This window comes from Paucibacter sp. M5-1, from assembly GCF_027498415.2.
Classification (GTDB): domain Bacteria; phylum Pseudomonadota; class Gammaproteobacteria; order Burkholderiales; family Burkholderiaceae_C; genus Roseateles_E.
Map to the genome: position 1 here is coordinate 5,137,193 of NZ_JAPZLM020000001.1, position 17,292 is coordinate 5,154,484.

Genomic DNA, 17,292 nt, shown 5'->3' on the forward strand with positions numbered 1-17,292 from the left:
GTTATTCGACAGGGCTGGTGTGGATCATCTGGATCACAGCATGAGCCAACAAGCTTATGTGTCAATTGTGACATCCGTGTTGTGACATGGTCGCCGCGTCCGGGCAATAGGGCCCGGCCCGGGTGTGGTGCCCGATGCGCCTGAAGATGGCATCGGCGCCATCATTTGGTGCGCCGCCATTGGCGTGCGCGCCACATCCGCGTCTCCAAGCCGCCCCAAACAGGCCTGTTCGACAAGGGCTCTCGGCCGTGCGCAGGGCGGGCATGTTGCACTGCGGTAGGATCACGGACCCGACGCGAGTGGGGTTGGCTGCCGGTGTCATGCCGGTGTGCGCACCTGATGAGGCTGCCGCCCGCATCCCCGCCAGCAGGTCACAAGCCTGGCGCGTCGATGCAGATCGAACGAGAGATTTCCAGCTTTCGCCGGGTGTTCCGCCTTGACCGGCTGCCCGGCCAACCAAGGGTGCGCAAGCGCCTGGCCGCCATGAATGCACCGCATCCGCTGATGCCTGTCGACCCGACCCACACCGCCGCCGCCGGCCACGAGGACGCCCCGCACGCCGCCCGGCTGCGCGAGATTCCCTACAACTACACCTCCTTCTCCGACCGCGAGATCGTGATCCGTCTGCTGGGCACGCGTGCCTGGGAGCTGCTGAACCGCTTGCGCGAGGAGCGCCGCACCGGCCGCTCGGCCCGCATGCTGTACGAGGTGCTGGGCGATATCTGGGTGGTGCAGCGCAACCCCTATCTGCAGGACGATCTGCTGGACAACCCGAAGCGCCGGGGCCAGTTGATCGAAGCGCTGAACCATCGGCTGCATGAGGTCGAGAAGCGCCGCGATCCGGCCAGCGATCCGCAGCGCGACGCCTCGGTGGGCGAGCTGCTGGCGGCCGCGCGCCGGGCGGTGCAGCATTTTTCCAGCCAGTTCGACGAGGTGGCCGAGCTGCGTCGCCGCGCCACCAAGCTGCTGGGCAAGCGCACCGCCAAGGACAATATCAAGTTCGACGGCTTGTCGCGCGTCTCGCATGTGACCGATGCGACCGACTGGCGGGTCGAGTACCCCTTTGTCGTGCTGACCCCGGATACCGAGGCCGAGATGGCCCATCTGGTCAAGGGCTGCATCGAGCTGGGCCTGACCATCATCCCGCGCGGCGGCGGCACCGGCTATACCGGCGGCGCCGTGCCCCTGGTATGGAACAGCGCGGTCATCAATACCGAGAAGCTTGAAGCGCTGCGCGGCGTCGAGGTGATGGCGCTGCCCGGCGTCGACAAGCCGGTCGCGACGATCTGGAGCGAGGCCGGCGTCGTCACCCAGCGCGTGGCCGACCTGGCCGAGCAGCATGGCTATGTGTTCGCTGTCGATCCCACTTCGGCCGAGGCCAGCTGCGTCGGCGGCAATGTGGCGATGAATGCCGGCGGCAAGAAGGCCGTGCTGTGGGGCACGGCGCTGGACAATCTGGCCAGCTGGCGCATGGTCACGCCCGAGGCGAAGTGGCTGGAGGTCATCCGGCTCAACCACAATCTGGGCAAGATCCATGATGTGGAGACGGCCAGCTTCGAGCTGCGCTATTTCGATGCCAGCGGCAAGAAGCTCGAGCGCACCGAGGTTCTCAACATCCCTGGCCGCACCTTCCGCAAGGAGGGCCTGGGCAAGGACGTTACCGACAAGTTCCTGGCCGGCCTGCCCGGCATCCAGAAAGAGGGCTGCGACGGCCTGATCACCAGCGCCCGCTGGGTCGTGCACAAGATGCCGGCCCATGTGCGCACCGTCTGCCTGGAGTTCTTCGGCAACCCGAAGGACTGCGTGCCCTCCATCGTCGAGATCCGCGACTTCATGTTTGCCGAGGCGCAAAAGCCCGGCGGCGCCATTCTTGCGGGCCTGGAGCATCTGGACGACCGCTATCTGAAGGCGGTGGGTTACGCCACCAAGAGCAAGCGCGGCGGCCTGCCCAAGATGGTGCTGGTCGGCGACATCGTCGGCGAAGACGCCGATGCCGTTGCGCGGGCGACCTCCGAAGTCGTGCGCCTGGCCAATGGCCGCAGCGGCGAGGGCTTTGTCGCGATCAGCGCCGATGCGCGCAAGAAGTTCTGGCTGGACCGCAAGCGCACCGCCGCAATCTCCAAGCACACCAATGCCTTCAAGGTGAACGAGGACGTCGTGATCCCCTTGCCGCGCATGGGCGAGTACACGCTGGGCATCGAGCGCATCAATATCGAGCTCTCGCTGCGCAACAAGCTGGCCCTGGTGGACGAGCTGCAGGCTTTTTTCGAGCGCGGCAATCTGCCGCTGGGCAAGACCGACGATGCCAGCGAGATCCCCAGCGCCGAGCTGCTCGGCGACCGCGTCGCGCAGGCGCTGAGCCTGCTGGCCGAGGTGCGGGCGCAGTGGCAGCAGTGGATGCAGGAGCTGGATATAGCCCGTGGCGAGGAACGCAGCTTCTTCGACCAGCTGCAGGACCACAGCCTGCGGGCCTCGTGGAAGACCCAGATCTTCAAGCCGCTGCAGGACATCTTCAGCGGCGGCGCCTTCGCGCAGATCCTGGACGAATGCAAACGCATCCACAAGGAAGTGCTGCGCGGCCGGGTCTGGGTGGCGCTGCACATGCATGCCGGCGACGGCAATGTGCACACCAATATCCCGGTCAACTCCGACAACTACCAGATGCTGCAGACGGCGCACGAAGCCGTTGCCCGCATCATGAAGCTGGCACGCAGCCTGGACGGCGTGATCTCGGGCGAGCACGGCATCGGCATCACCAAGCTGGAGTTCCTCAGTGACGCGGAGCTGGCGCCCTTTGCCGACTACAAGGCCAGGATCGACCCCGAGGGCCGCTTCAACAAGGGCAAGCTCTTGCGCCTGGGCGGCCCCGAGTCGCTGACCACCTATGCCGATCTGACCAATGCCTACACCCCGAGCTTCGGGCTGATGGGCCATGAGTCGCTGATCATGCAGCAGAGCGATATCGGTGCGATCGCCGACAGCGTCAAGGACTGCCTGCGCTGCGGCAAGTGCAAGCCGGTCTGCGCGACTCATGTGCCGCGCGCCAATCTGCTCTACAGCCCGCGCAACAAGATCCTGGCGACTTCGCTCTTGGTCGAGGCCTTCCTCTACGAGGAGCAGACCCGCCGCGGCGTCTCGATCAAGCACTGGCAGGAGTTCGAGGATGTGGCCGACCATTGCACGGTCTGCCACAAATGCGCGAATCCCTGCCCGGTCAAGATCGACTTCGGCGATGTGACGATGAATATGCGCAATCTCTTGCGCAAGATGGGCCAGAAGAGCTGGCGCCCCGGCAATGCCGCCGCAATGCTGATGCTCAACGCCACCAATCCCGAGACCATCAAGCTGGCCCGCAGCGCGATGGTGGGCGTGGGCTTCAAGGCCCAGCGCCTGGCCCACGACCTGCTGAAGACTTTTGCGAAGAAGCAGACCGCCGCGCCGCGCGCGACCCTGGGTGCCGCGCCGATCAAGGAGCAGGTGATCCACTTCATCAACAAGAAGCTGCCGGGCGGCCTGCCGAAGAAGACCGCGCGGGCGCTGCTGGATATCGAAGACAAGGACTACGTCCCCATCATCCGCAACCCCAAGGCGACGACGGCCGAGACCGAGGCGGTGTTCTATTTCCCGGGCTGCGGCTCGGAGCGCCTGTTCAGCCAGGTGGGCCTGGCGACCCAGGCCATGCTCTGGCATGCCGGGGTGCAGACCGTGCTGCCGCCGGGCTATCTGTGCTGCGGCTACCCGCAGCGCGGCTCGGGCCAGTTCGACAAGGCCGAGAAGATCATCACCGACAACCGGGTGCTGTTCCACCGCGTCGCCAACACGCTGAACTACCTGGACATCAAGACCGTGGTGGTGAGCTGCGGCACCTGCTATGACCAGCTGCAGGGCTACAAGTTCGAGGACATCTTCCCCGGCTGCCGCATCATCGACATCCACGAATACCTGCTGGAGAAGGGCATCACGCTCGACAGCAAGCAGGCCTTCCTGTACCACGACCCCTGCCACAGCCCGATGAAGCTGCAGGACCCGATGAAGACGGTCAAGGCCCTGGTCGGCCCCGAGGTGGTCAAGAGCGAGCGCTGCTGCGGCGAGAGCGGCACGCTGGGCGTGACCCGCCCCGACATCTCGACCCAGATCCGCTTCCGCAAGGAGGATGAGCTGCGCAAGACCGAGACCCAGCTGCGCGAGAGCGGCAAGGTTGCCGCGGCCGAGAACCTGAAGATCCTGACCTCCTGCCCGAGTTGCCTGCAGGGCCTGAGCCGTTATGGCGGCGACCTGCAGAACGGCCTGCTGGAAGCCGACTACATCGTCGTCGAGATGGCCAACCAGATCCTCGGCAAGGACTGGATGCCGGAGTACGTGGCCAAGGCCAACGCCGGCGGCATCGAGCGCGTGTTGGTCTGAACGGGCGGCTGATCAGACGCGAAAACGGCCGACCTGCTGCACCAGCTTGTCGGCCTGCTCCTGCAGGCTCTCGGCGGCGGCCGTGCTCTGCTCCACCAGGGCCGCGTTTTGCTGCGTGCCCTGATCCAGATCGGCCACGGCCGCGTTGATCTGGCCCACGCCGATGGCCTGCTCGCGGGCGGCGGTCGAGATCTCACCGATGATGCCGGCCACGCGCTTGACGCTGCCCAGGATCTCCTGCATCGCCGTGCCGGCCTCGCCGACCAGGCGGGCACCGGACTCGACCTTCTCGCCGCTGCTGCTGATCAGGCTGCGGATCTGCTTGGCCGCCTCGGCGCTGCGCTGCGCCAGCACCCGCACCTCGCTGGCCACCACCGCGAAGCCGCGCCCCTGCTCGCCGGCGCGGGCCGCCTCGACGGCGGCGTTCAGCGCCAGGATATTGGTCTGGAAGGCGATCGAGTCGATGGTGCCGGTGATCTCGGCGATCTGGGCGCTGGCGCCGCGGATCTGCTCCATGGTCTGCACCACCTGCGCCACCACCTGCCCGCCATGCTCGGCCGCCTGGTCGGACGCGCCGACGAACTGATGCGCCTGCTCGGCGGCGGCCGCCGTCTGGCTCATTGAGCCGGACAGCTCTTCCATCGCGCCGGCCGTCTCCTGCAGGCGGCTGGCCGACTGCTCGGTGCGCTGCGACAGATCGCGGCTGCCGGCCGCCACCTCGGCGCTGGCCAGACCGATCTGGTCGCTGGCGCGCGAAACCTCGGCAATCGTGCCCGCGAGCTGCTGGCGCATGGTTTCCACGCCGGTCGCCAGCGCGCCGATATCGTCCCGGCGCGCGACGCCGACCGGCTGGGTCAGATCACCATCGGCAATCGCCTGCACCGCGCCGTTCAGCGCTTCCAGCGGCTGGCCCACCCAGCGGCGCAGCAGCGCGGTGATGCCCAGGCCCAGCACCAGCACGGCCAGCATCATCAGGCCCCACAAGGCCTGCAGCGAGCGGTAGTGCGCGGCCAGCGCGGTCGATTGCGAGGCCTCGGCCACCACCCACCAGCCGGTGCCCTCACTGCGCTGCGCGACCGCGAAAGCGTCGTCGTGCTTGTCGTTGTACAGGGCCGGGGCCTCGCTGAGCAGGCCCTTGGGCGCCTCGGCCAGCGCCTTCAGCAGGCCCTCGGCACCACCCGGTAACAGCTCGGCCAGCTTCTTGCCCTGGGCGCTCGGATGGGCGCGCAGATAGGCGTCGGCGGCCGACTTGGCCGGGTCGATGATGTAGAGGCCGCCGCTCTCGTAGAGCTTCACGGCCTGGGCCATCGCCACCAGTTCCTGCTGCAGGCCGCGCATGTCGAAGCCGACGAAGAGGATGCCGACCACCTGGCCCTGGGCGTCCTTGATGGCCTGGTAGCGCGTCATGAAGGGCACACCGAACAGCGTGGCCGGGCCCACATAGCTGCCGCCGGCCATCATCTTGGCGAAGGCCGGATGCTGGCTGCCCAGCAGGGTGCCCATCGCGCGCGAGCCGTCCTGCTTGGTCAGCGAGGTGGTGACGCGCATGAAGTCCTCGCCCTTGCGCGCGAAGATGGTGGCCACGCCACCGGTCTTGGCGCTGAAGCGATCCACCAGACCCAGCTCGCCAGCCAGGGCCTGGCCCTCGTGCGTCAGCTCGGCCTCGCCCTGCAGCGCGAAGCTGCCGGTCAGCTCGGCGGCCAGCACCGCGTAGAGGCGGTCGGCGGATTGGCGGGCGGTGCGGTCCAGCGCATCGGCCACCCGCGCGACGGCGGCGGCCTCGCTGGCCATGTAGTCGACGCTGCGCTGGCGCGCCTGCTCGGTCAGCAGCCAGGAGATCAGCGTGCAAATGGCGATCAGCAGGGTGGCGATGCCCAGGCAGCTGATCAGCGAGACGCGGCGCGCCACGCTGGCGTAGCCCAGGGTCGATGCACGGGGGTCGGAGTTGTCGATTCTCATGATGCTCTTCGGTGGCGAGCCAGGCATTGCGATGCGCACGCGCGGCTCTCGCTGCAGCCGGGTGGGCTCAGCGGGGTCTATGCATGGGGATCGGTGCTATGCCGCAGAACGAGCCCTGAGGGCGTGCTCGCCTTGTCTATGCGGCTGGCGCTGGTGCTTGGAAGAGAGGCGCGGTCCGCGCCTCGCACTCGCCCGATCGGGCAAGGGCGCAATGTACGGCAATCGCCCCGCCCCGGGGGCGCGGAGCTATCGGAAACCCGGATCTCGTGGCTTGATCTCGATCAATCCGTGAAAAATTTGCAGGCCCGTCGTTCAGTCGGCCGCGAGCTTGCGCTCCCGGATCAGCGCATGCCAGAACTGGGTTTCCTGCTGCACGAAGCGGCCCAGCGCCGGACCGTCGCTGGGGGCCACTTCAAGGCCGAAGTCTTCCAGCCTGGCCTTGACCTCGGGCAGTGCAATGGCCTTCTGCATCTCGGCGGTCAGCCGCTTGACGATAGGCTCGGGCGTGCCCTTGGGTACGAACAATCCCTGCCAGGCCGCCACGTCCACGCCCTTGAGCCCCAGCTCGGCAAAGCTGGGCACCTCGGGCAGTTGCGGCACGCGCTTGGGCGAAAGCACGGCCAGCGCCCTGAGCTTGCCGGCGCGGATATGCGGCAGGCCGGCGGCCGTGTCCAGAATGCCCATGGGCAGCACGCCGGCGATCAGGTCCTGGGTCGAGAAGGCCGTGCCGCGGTAGGGCACATGGACGATGAAGCTGCCGCTGCGCTCCTTCAGCAGCTCCATCGCCAGATGGTGCGGGCTGCCGATGCCCGGCGAGGCATAGCTGTACTTGCCGGGGCTCTTGCGCACCTCGTCCAGCCATTGGCGGGCGCTGCTGAAGCCGGAGTTCGGATTCACCACCAGGATCAGCGGGAAGCGCGCCATGAAGCCCACCGGCGTGAAGTCGCCGGGGGCATAGGGCAGCTTCTTGTACATCGCGCTGTTGAACACCATCGCGCCGTTGTCGCCGGTCAGCAGGGTGTAGCCATCGGCTGGCGCCTTGGCCGCCACATCGGTGCCAATCATGCCGCCGGCGCCGGGCCGGTTCTCGATCACCAGGGTCTGGCCGAGTTGTGCGCCCAGTGCCGGGGCGAGTTGGCGCGCCAAAAAGTCGGAACCGCCGCCGGCCGGGTAGGCCACCACCCAACGTATCGGTTTGCTGGGCCAGGTGTCGGCCTGAGCCGCCGACGGGGCCAGGGCCAAAAAAGCCAGTCCAAACGGGGCAAGGCAGCACAGGCGGCGGGCGATCAGCGAAGCGGGCATCGGCGGTCCTTGGCAGCAGGGGGCAAGTCAGTGCCGCCCATCTTAGAGGGCCACCGTCGGCACTGCGCTGTCAGTTCTCCTGCAGCGCCACGCGATAGCTGCCGTCTTCGTCTTTCGGCGCCACGAAGCTGATCTCGAAACTGTAGAGCTGGCCGTCCGTGGCCTGCTTGGTGCACTGCATGCCGCTGACCGCGCGGCGCACGGCCGTGCGGTAGGCCAGTGGCCCGCCCTGCGACTTGACCTCGGTGGTGTCCTCGCCCTGCAGGCGGAACGAGACGCGCACCGTGGCCTCCTGCTCTTCGAGGTACCAGGACTTTTCCAGTGCGTCTTGCAGCGTGGCGGCGGCGCCCGGGCAGCTGCGGCTGACATCGCGGCGCACCGGTTCGCCTTGCTTGCCGCTGACTTCGACACGCTTGAGCCCCTCGGGTTGAGACTGGGCTTGGGCCAGGCCGGCGAGCAGAACCAGTGCGGTGGCGCTCAGTGTGCGGTACAGGGTCTTGGTCATGGGGATCTCCTTGATCGATGGCTGTCGGTGGGTGCGAAGAACCGGAGCGCTGGCTCCGGAACATGGGCACAGCCTAGGGTTGCCCCTGGGGTCGGACCAAGGTCACCGCGACCAAATGCCAAAGCCGGAGGATGATCGACCGGATTTCGCGACGAACTGATTTCGTCACAAACCCCGCTGCGACGGGCCTTCCGTGCCGGAAGTCATGAAGTCGCGCGGCCGGTTAAAGTGCCCATGCCATGGACATCCACACCGACTGCCCCCTGTGCCGCGACGACGGCGGCTTGCTGATCGCACAAACCCCACTTTGGCGCGTGATCCGCGCCGACGATGCTGCGTTCCCGGCCTTCTATCGCCTGATCTGGCGCGCCCATGTGGCCGAGTTCAGCGATCTCGACGCCGTCGCTCGCTTGGCCTGCATGGAAGCCGTCAACCGCATCGAGAGGCTGCTCAGGCAAGACCTGGCCCCGACCAAGATCAATCTCGCCAGCCTGGGCAATGTCGTGCCCCATCTGCACTGGCATGTGATCGCCCGCTTCGACTGGGACAGCCACTACCCGAACCCGGTCTGGGGCAGCGCTCAGCGCCCCGCCGATGAGGCCCGACTGGCGGTGCTGCGTCAGCGCCTGCCGGCGCTGGACGCGGCCATCGCGGCCGCCGTGACGGCCGCGGACTGAGCCCTCACCAGACCCTGATCGGCTCGGCCGCCACCATCGCGTCACCGGGTTTGCAGGCAAAGGCCTGGGCAAAGGCCGGCAGATTGGACATCGGGCCCAGCACCCGGTACTTGGGCGGCGAGTGCTGGCCGGTGCGCAGCTGGTTGATCAGCAGCTCGTTGCGCATCTTGGTGCGCCAGATCAGCGCGTTGGACAGGAAGAAGCGCTGCTCGGGCGTGTAGCCGTCGACCTTGTCGCGGGCGCCGCTGCGGGCCAGTGCGCGCTGCAGGCCCTCGAAGGCGATCGGCATGCCGGCGATGTCGGAGATGTTCTCGCCCAGCATCTGCTGGCCGTTGATGCGCTGGCCCGGCAGCGGCTCATAGCCGCTGTAGAGCGCGGCCACCTGCGCGGCCCGGGCCTGGTAGGCGGCCGCGTCCTCGGGCGTCCACCAGTCGGCCAGATTGCCGACGCTGTCGTACTGGCGGCCGCGGTCGTCGAAGTGGTGCGTGATCTCGTGGCCGATCACCATGCCGATGCCGCCGTAGTTGACCGCGTCATCGGCCCGGGCGTCGAAGAAGGGCGGCTGCAGGATGCCGGCCGGAAAGATGATCTCGTTGAGCCCGCCGGCAAAGGCGTTGACGATGTGCGGGCTGGTGGTCCAGCGCGAGCGGTCCACCGGCCGGTCCAGATCGGCCAGGCGCTGGGCGCTCTGCCAGGCGCTGGCGCGCAGCGCATTGCCGGCGTAGTCATCGGCCGTCAGTTGCAGACCGGCATAGTCGGGCCAGCGCTCGGGCGCGCCTATCTTCAGGGCCATCGCGTCGAGCTTGGCCAGCGCGCGCTGCTTGGTCGGCGCGCTCATCCAGGCCAGGCCCTCAATGCGGCTGCGCATCGCCGCTTTGATATCGGCCACCAGTTGCAGCGAGCGCGCCTGCGCCTCGGCCGGGAAGGCCTTGGCCACGAACAGCTCGCCCAGGGCCAGTCCCACTGGCGCGCTGCCGGTGCGCCCGCCGATGCTCACGATCACGTCTTCGCTGCGCGGCGCCGGCGCCTTCAGCCCGGCAATGGCGGCGCCGTGATAGGTGAAATGCGCGTCGGCAAAGACCTTGGGCAGTCGCGCCGCGCTGGCGTCCAGCAGGCGCAGGCTCAGATAGCTGCGCCAGACGGCTGGCGCGGCGTCGGTCGCCAGCTCGCCCAGTCGCTGGGCGAACTCGGGCTGGCCCATGATGAAACGCGCCACGCCTTCGGGCCGGCCGGTGTAGGCGGCCAGATAGGCGGCCCAGTCGAAGCCCGGCGCGGCCGCCGCCAGTGCCTTGGCATCGAAGGGGTTGTAGTTGGCGTTCGGTTCGCGCAGCTTGACGCGGGTGCGCGAGGCCTCGGCCAGCCGGGTCTCGAAAGCCATCAGCGCCTCGATATCGGCGGCCTCGGCCGGCAGTCCGGCCGCCGCCAGCAGCGTCTTGGCGTAGCTGCGATAAGCGGTCTGCAGGCGCAGCGAGACCGCATCGCTCTTGAAATAGTCCTCGCGGTCGGGCAGGCCCAGGCCGGCCTGGGCAAAGATCAGCGCATGGCGGCGCGTGTCCTTGGGGTCGTGCCAGACATAGGCGTTCAGCGGTGCCGCCACCTGCACCCGGTTCAGCGCCGCCAGCGCCACCGGCAGATCGGCCGGCCCGCGCAGCGCCGCGATCTGGGCCAGCAGCGGCCGCAAGGCCTTGAGACCGCCGGCCTCGATGGCGGCCAGGTCCATGCCGCTGGCATAGAAGGCCGCCACGACCTTCAGCCCCGGGCTGGTCTGCAGCGCCGGTTTGGCGATCAGCTCGTCCAGGCCTTGCTGCAGGATGGCGTCATTGGCGATGCGCAGATCGATGAAGCTGCCGATGCGCGCGCGGCCGTCGGGCAGCGGCGTGGCGGCGTCCCAGCGGCCGTTCACAAACTCGTAAAAGTCATTGCAGGGGGCAACATCGGGCGACAGATTCTTGAGGTCCAGCGCCTGCGCCGAGGGCAGGGCGAAGGTGCCGGCGATCAGCAGGGCGGCGGCGATTCTTGTCAGGCGTGGCATCGGTTTTGGTGCGATCTTGGATGAGCCGGCCAGCGTAGCGGCAAGCAGCGCGGTCGGCCATCGGGGCCGCCACCGGCGCCCGGGTTTGCCCGCCCTGCAAGGGTTGACAGGTGGGCGATATGCGCCCGTTTGGCGTGCCTACACTGCGCCCACTTTCGCGGGTCGGGTCCGGAACCGGCCTGCGGAAGCCACTGCCGCCGCCGGGCTATCCGCTCGTTCTGGCGGAGATCAGGCTCCCCACCGGGGGCCAGCCAGGGCGTCATGCCGCGCAAGGCCAAGCGCCCGACTTCGGAGAGTTTCATTCATGCACTCACTTCGTCGATTCCGTGCCGGCCGCAAGCCGGTCTTGCTGGCGCTGGCGCTGGCCGCTGCCGGTGCCGCCCAGGCCGGCCAGTCCGCCGCCGAGGCCGATGACCCGGGGCTGCGCGCCGTGCCGAGCAGCGAGACCGACCGCCTGATCATCAAGTACCGCGATGCCAGTGAGGCCGTGCTGGAGCGCGGCCAGTTGGTGGCCCGGGCCCGGGTGCTGGAGGCCGGCACCTTGAGCCAGCGTGTCGAGCGGGCTCGCGGCCTGGTCTCGCAGCGCGGCCTGAAGCTGCAACTGCTGCGCCAGAGCGGCGTCGGCGCCCATGTGATGGGTCTGGACCGCGCCCTGCCGCTGGCCGAGATGCAGGCGCTGGCGGCCCGGCTCAAGGCCGAGGACCCGGACATCGAGTACGCCGAGCCCGACCGCAAGATGTATGCGCTGCTGACGCCCAATGACAGCCAGTACAGCCAGCAATGGGATCTGTTCGAAGCCACCGGCGGCATCCGCGCCCCGGCCGCCTGGGACCTGGCTACCGGCACCGGCGTGGTGGTGGCGGTGATCGACACCGGCATCCGCCCCCATGCCGATCTGTCCGGCCAGACCGTGGCCGGCTACGACATGATCGCCAATGTGCCCACCGCCAATGACGGCGGCGGCCGCGACGCCGACCCCAGCGACCCGGGCGACTGGAGCAGCGCCGGCCAGTGCGGCGCCGGCAGCGGTGCGCGCAACAGCAGCTGGCACGGCACCCATGTGGCCGGCACCATCGCAGCGCGCACCAATAACGCGGCCGGCATTGCCGGCATTGCCTTCAACGCCAAGCTGCAGACGGTGCGGGTGCTGGGCCGCTGCGGCGGCTACACCTCGGACATCGCCGACGGCATCATCTGGGCCTCGGGCGGCAGCGTGCCCGGCGTGCCGGCCAATGCCACGCCGGCCAAGGTGCTGAACCTGTCACTGGGCGGCGGCGGCAGCTGCGACAGCACGACCCAGAGCGCTGTCAACGGGGCCCGCTCGCGCGGCTCGGTGGTGGTGGTGGCGGCCGGCAACTCCAATGCCAATGCCGCCAACTTCAGCCCGGCCAGCTGCTCGGGCGTGGTCACGGTGGCCGCGACCGACCGCTACGGCGCGCGCGCCCCGTACTCCAATTACGGCGCGGTCGTGGCGCTGGCCGCGCCCGGCGGCAACACCGGCGCGGGCACCAGCAACGGCATCCTGTCCACCCTGAACACCGGCACCAGCACGCCGGCCGCCGACAACTACGCCTTCTACCAAGGCACCTCGATGGCCGCCCCCCATGTGGCCGGGGTCGCGGCCCTGATGTTCAGCGCCAAGCCCAGCGCCACGCCCGACCAGATCGCCGCCGCGCTGAAGAGCAGCGCGCGCGCCTTCCCGGGCACTTGCAGCCAGTGCGGCAGCGGCCTGCTCGACGCGCATGCGGCGGTGCTGGCCATCAGCGGCCCCCCGCCGTTGCTGGACGAGGTCGAGCCCAATAACAGCCTGGCCCAGGCCAATGCGGTGGCCGCGCCGCGCAGTCTGCGCGCGGTGCTGTCCAGCAGCACCGACTCGGATTACTTCCGCGTCAGTCTGCCGGCCGGGCGCACACTGTCGGCCAGCCTGCCCATGCCCAATGGCAGCACCGACTACGACCTGCACATCGTCAACAGCGCCGGTACCGTGGTCGCGCGCAGCGAGCGCGATGTCGGCCTGACCGACAGCGCCAGCTACCGCAACGCCGGCAGCACGACGCAGAACTTCTATGTGCGGGTCTACTACTACAGCGGCAGCACCAATGTGAACTACTCGCTGAGCCTGAGCTGGTAAGTCGTCATGGCGCCTTGGTCGGCGCGGTATGTCATGGTTTTGTCATCGTTGGCGGGTCAAGCTCGCGGTTTTGGCATCCACCCAGACGAGGCAGACCGCAATGGCCAAGGATTTCCTGACGATGGAAGACAGCAACCGCAGCGCCAACACCAGCATCCACGAGGTTTCCGACCCGGCCCGCCGCAGCTTGCTGCGCGGCGGCCTGGGTCTGGGCCTCGGCGGCCTGCTGGGCTTGGGCGGCTGCGCCAGCGGCGGGGTCCTGGGAGGCCCGCTGCTGGGTTTCAAGAGCGTGCCGGTGTCGACGGCCGACAGCATCGTCGTGCCCGAGGGCTACAGCGCCCAGGTGATCGCCGCCTGGGGCGAGCCGGTCGGGCTGTCGGGTGAGGACAGCGCTTTTCGCTTCGACGGCAGCAACACGGCGGCCCAGCAGGAAACCCAGCTGGGCATGCACCACGACGGCATCCACTTCTTCGCCCAGGAGGGCTCCAAGTCCGGCCTGCTGGTGATGAACCATGAATACAGCGATGACGGCCTCTTGCACACCGACGGCATGCAGAGCTGGAATGCCCAGAAGGTGCGCAAGGCCCAGGCCGCACACGGCGTCTCGGTGATCGAGGTCCAGCAGCAGCCCAGCGGACGCTGGGAACTGGTGCGGCCTTCGCCCTGGGCGCGCCGCATCACCGCCTACACGCCGATGCAGCTGGCCGGCCCGGCCGCCGGTCATGCGCTGATGAAGACCGCGCAGGACGCCAGCGGCCGCCGCGTGCTGGGCACGCTGAACAACTGCGCCAGCGGCATCACGCCCTGGGGCACCTACCTGACCTGCGAAGAAAACTTCATCAACTACTTCAAGGGTCCGGACGCGCCCGATGCGCACGAGCGCCGCTGGGGCCTGCGCAAGGGCGACCCGGCCGGCTACCGCTGGCACGAGCACGACGAGCGCTTCGACGCGGTCAAGCATCCCAACGAGCCCAACCGTTTCGGCTGGGTGGTCGAGATCGATCCCTTCAACCCCAGCAGCACGCCCATCAAGCGCACCGCGCTGGGCCGCGCGGCGCATGAGGGCGCGACGGTGGCCGTCACCAAGGACGGCCGCGCCGTGGTCTATATGGGCGAGGACGCCCGGTTTGAGTACATCTACAAATTCGTCAGCCGCGACAAGATTCGCCCTGGGGGCTTGGCCGCCAATAGCGAGTTGCTGGACCACGGCACGCTCTACGTTGCTCGCTTCGACGCCGATGGCACGGGCCGCTGGCTGGCGCTGAGCCAGGGCCAGGGCCCGCTGAGTGCCGCTGCCGGCTTCGCCGACCAGGGTGAGGTCGTGATCAAGAGCCGCCAGGCCAGCGATCTGCTGGGCGCCACCAAGATGGACCGGCCCGAGTGGATCGCGGTGGACAAGGAGGGCTATGTCTACTGCACGCTGACCAATAACAGCAACCGTGCCGGCGACAAGCAGCCGGCCGTCGATGCGGCCAATCCGCGCGCCAACAACAGCATGGGCCACATCATCCGCTGGAAGGAGCAGGGCGATTTCGACGCCACGACGCTCGCCTGGAACCATTTCGTGCTGGCCGGCGACCCGGCCAACGAGCGTGCCGAGGCCAAAGGCAATATCAAGGGCGATGCCTTCGGCTGCCCCGACGGCCTGTGGGTCGATGGGCGCGGCGTGCTGTGGATACAGACCGACATGTCCACCTCGGCGATGGGCAAGGGCGATCTTGCCCGGCTGGGCAATAACTGCATGCTGGCCGCCGATCCGCGCAGCGGCGAGGTGCGGCGCTTCCTGACCGGCCCGGCCGGCAGCGAGGTCACTGGCGCGACGATGACGCCCGATGGCCGCACCATGTTCATCAATATCCAGCACCCGGGCGAGAGCCCCAGCGAGCGCAGCGACCCGGCCCAGCCGCGCCGCTTCTCCAACTGGCCCGACCAGCGCCCCGACGGCCGGCCCCGCTCGGCCACCGTGGTGGTGCGCAAGCTCGATGGTGGGGTGATAGGCAGCTGAAGGGCAGGGCTGTTTGGGTTGGGTCCCATTTTGGGACTAAACTCCGGCCATGCGCGTCATCGCTGTCAAGCAGCTGCGGGATTTCTGGCTGCGTCATCCCGATGCCGAGCAGGCGCTGAGGGCTTGGTTCGACGAGGCCAGCAAGGCCCGCTGGCTGACGCCGCAAGATATCAAGCGAGCTTATGCCAGTGCCAGTTTTCTGGCAGGGCGACGCGTCGTGTTCAATATCAGGGGCAATCAGTACCGGCTGGTGGTTGCGGTGGCCTACCGCTATGAGGCGGTCTACATCAAGTTCATCGGCACCCACGCGCAGTACGACGCCATCGATGCCGCCAGCGTCGAGACCGAGTGAAGAGAGAGCGCGCCAGAAAGGCAGACCATGGACATCCGACCCATCCGCACCCCGGCTGACTACGAACAGGCCTTGCGCGCCGTGGCGCCATTCTTCGATGACGAGCCCGACCCGGACAGCGAGGCCGGCGCCTATTTCGAGGTGCTGCTGACCCTGATCCAGGCCTATGAGGCGCGGCATCATGCGATCGAGCCGCCGGACCCGGTCGAGGCCATCAAGTTCCGCATGGAGCAGCAAGGCCTGAGCCCGCGCGACCTGGAGCCGATGATTGGCCGCAGCAACCGGGTCTACGAAGTGCTGAACCGGCGCCGCCCGTTGACCCTGGCGATGATACGGCGCCTGCATGCGGGACTGGGCATCCCGGCCGAAAGCCTGATCCGGGAGTCGGCGCCGGCCTGAGCGACCGAGTTCATGCCGGCTACACTGGCGCCCTCGCTCGCGCAGCAGTCTCACCCATGGCCGGCCTCACCCCCAACTCCCCCACACCCACCGACATCACCGTGCACCAGCAGTCGCGGGTGCTGGAGATCGCTTTCTCCGACGGGGCGCGCTTCTCGATTCCCTTCGAGCTGATGCGCGTCTACAGCCCCTCGGCCGAGGTGATGGGCCATGGCCCGGGCCAGGAAACCCTGCAGACCGGCAAGCGCGAGGTGGGCATCACGGCGCTGGAGCAGGTCGGCCACTACGCGATCCGCCCGCAGTTCAGTGACGGCCATGACAGCGGCCTGTTCTCCTGGGACTATCTCTACCAGCTCGGCGCCGAGCAGGCCCGGCTCTGGGCCGACTACGAGGCCAAGCTGGCCGCTGCCGGCAAGGGTCGCGACGATGCCATGCCGGCCAAGGGCGGCAGCGCCTGTTCGTCGCATTGAGGAATAAGTACCTATGAGCAGCACCCATTTCGGCTTCCAGACCGTCGACGAGCGCGAGAAGGCGAGCCGCGTGCGCGGCGTGTTCGATTCCGTCGCCTCCAAGTACGACGTGATGAACGACCTGATGTCCATGGGCATGCACCGGGCCTGGAAGGCCTACACGGTGGCCGTGGCCAATCTGAAGCCGGGCGAGCGCGTGCTCGACATCGCCGGCGGCACCGGTGATCTGTCGCGCGCCTTCGCCAGGAAGGTCGGCGAGACCGGCATGGTGGTGCACACCGACATCAACGAGGCCATGCTGCGCCAGGGCCGCAACCGCTTGCTCGACGAGGGCTTGGTGCTGCCCACCAATCTCTGCGACGCCGAGAAACTGCCCTACAAGAACGAGAGCTTCGATCTGGTCAGCGTGGCCTTCGGCCTGCGCAATATGACCCACAAGGACCAGGCCCTGGCCGAGATGTGCCGGGTGCTCAAGCCCGGCGGGCGCCTGCTGGTGCTGGAGTTCTCCAAGGTGGCGGCGCCGCTGCAAAAGCCGTATGACTGGTACTCCTTCAAGATCCTGCCCAAGCTGGGCCAGATGATCGCCGGCGACGCCGAGAGCTACCGCTACCTGGCCGAATCGATCCGCATGCACCCGCCCCAGGCCGAACTCAAGGCCATGATGAAGACGGCCGGCTTCGGCCATGTGGACGTGCACAACCTCAGCGCCGGCATCGTCGCGCTGCACGCCGGCATCAAGTGCTGAGCTGGCCCGCTCCGGGCCGCCGACCTTCCTGATATCTGACCCACCCCCCGATCCGCGGGGGTGGCCGGAACTCGGCGTGACTAAATGGATCAGTCATTCAGCCGACCGGTCAACAATATGCCGGAGAGGCCGGAAACACCGGGTTTTCCCGGCGTTTGACAAAACAATGACGAGGGGTTCCCGACGGCTGGACTGCGGTCCGGGAGGGCGCGATCGAACAGGTTTCCTGTAGCAATATGGAACCGGATCACGCCTTAGGGGGGAGTCAATTGTCATTTTGCAAAGTTACACTCGCCGACTGCCACCGGGCG

12 protein-coding genes are annotated in these 17,292 nt (G+C 68.0%); 8 read left to right on the plus strand and 4 right to left on the minus strand.

The window, feature by feature from the left end:
- Positions 1–483 precede the first annotated feature (483 nt).
- Positions 484–4,404 (plus strand): DUF3683 domain-containing protein, encoded by a 3,921-nt coding sequence (locus O5M90_RS24400; protein WP_440402526.1) that lies wholly within the window; start codon positions 484–486, stop codon positions 4,402–4,404.
- A 12-nt stretch (positions 4,405–4,416) separates the two neighbouring features.
- Here the strand turns inward: O5M90_RS24400 and O5M90_RS24405 are convergent, their stop codons facing one another.
- From O5M90_RS24405 to O5M90_RS24415, 3 genes are all read right to left on the minus strand, one after another.
- Positions 4,417–6,363, minus strand: a complete 1,947-nt coding sequence (locus O5M90_RS24405; protein ID WP_269837766.1) for a methyl-accepting chemotaxis protein — start codon at positions 6,361–6,363, stop codon at positions 4,417–4,419.
- A 312-nt stretch (positions 6,364–6,675) separates the two neighbouring features.
- Entirely contained in the window at positions 6,676–7,665 is a 990-nt protein-coding gene (locus O5M90_RS24410) for a Bug family tripartite tricarboxylate transporter substrate binding protein (RefSeq protein ID WP_269837765.1), read from the minus strand.
- Between the two features lie 70 nt (positions 7,666–7,735).
- Entirely contained in the window at positions 7,736–8,170 is a 435-nt protein-coding gene (locus O5M90_RS24415; protein ID WP_269837764.1) for a hypothetical protein, read from the minus strand.
- Between the two features lie 239 nt (positions 8,171–8,409).
- On the opposite strand from O5M90_RS24415, the gene O5M90_RS24420 reads away from it, so the two are divergent.
- Positions 8,410–8,847 carry an HIT family protein gene (locus O5M90_RS24420; RefSeq protein WP_269837763.1) on the plus strand — a complete coding sequence of 146 codons (438 nt, stop codon included), beginning with the start codon at positions 8,410–8,412 and terminating at the stop codon, positions 8,845–8,847.
- Positions 8,848–8,851: 4 nt separating this feature from the next.
- Here O5M90_RS24420 and O5M90_RS24425 read toward each other — a convergent pair whose 3' ends face one another.
- A complete protein-coding gene (locus O5M90_RS24425; protein WP_269837762.1) occupies positions 8,852–10,879 on the minus strand; it encodes a M13 family metallopeptidase in 2,028 nt (675 codons plus the stop codon).
- A 304-nt stretch (positions 10,880–11,183) separates the two neighbouring features.
- On the opposite strand from O5M90_RS24425, the gene O5M90_RS24430 reads away from it, so the two are divergent.
- The 6 genes from O5M90_RS24430 (at position 11,184) to ubiE (ending at position 16,981) form a co-directional block, all read left to right on the plus strand.
- Positions 11,184–13,010, plus strand: a complete 1,827-nt coding sequence (locus tag O5M90_RS24430; protein ID WP_269837761.1) for a S8 family peptidase — start codon at positions 11,184–11,186, stop codon at positions 13,008–13,010.
- A gap of 100 nt (positions 13,011–13,110) precedes the next feature.
- Complete coding sequence (locus O5M90_RS24435; RefSeq protein ID WP_269837760.1) at positions 13,111–15,015, plus strand: PhoX family protein; 1,905 nt, start codon at positions 13,111–13,113, stop codon at positions 15,013–15,015.
- A 49-nt stretch (positions 15,016–15,064) separates the two neighbouring features.
- A complete protein-coding gene (locus O5M90_RS24440) occupies positions 15,065–15,367 on the plus strand; it encodes a type II toxin-antitoxin system HigB family toxin (RefSeq protein ID WP_137944100.1) in 303 nt (100 codons plus the stop codon).
- Positions 15,368–15,394: 27 nt separating this feature from the next.
- Positions 15,395–15,766 (plus strand): helix-turn-helix domain-containing protein, encoded by a 372-nt coding sequence (locus O5M90_RS24445; RefSeq protein ID WP_137944099.1) that lies wholly within the window; start codon positions 15,395–15,397, stop codon positions 15,764–15,766.
- Positions 15,767–15,822: 56 nt separating this feature from the next.
- A complete protein-coding gene (locus O5M90_RS24450) occupies positions 15,823–16,236 on the plus strand; it encodes a gamma-butyrobetaine hydroxylase-like domain-containing protein (RefSeq protein WP_137944098.1) in 414 nt (137 codons plus the stop codon).
- Between the two features lie 13 nt (positions 16,237–16,249).
- Positions 16,250–16,981 carry a bifunctional demethylmenaquinone methyltransferase/2-methoxy-6-polyprenyl-1,4-benzoquinol methylase UbiE gene (gene ubiE, locus O5M90_RS24455; protein WP_137944097.1) on the plus strand — a complete coding sequence of 244 codons (732 nt, stop codon included), beginning with the start codon at positions 16,250–16,252 and terminating at the stop codon, positions 16,979–16,981.
- The last annotated feature ends 311 nt before the right edge of the window (positions 16,982–17,292 follow it).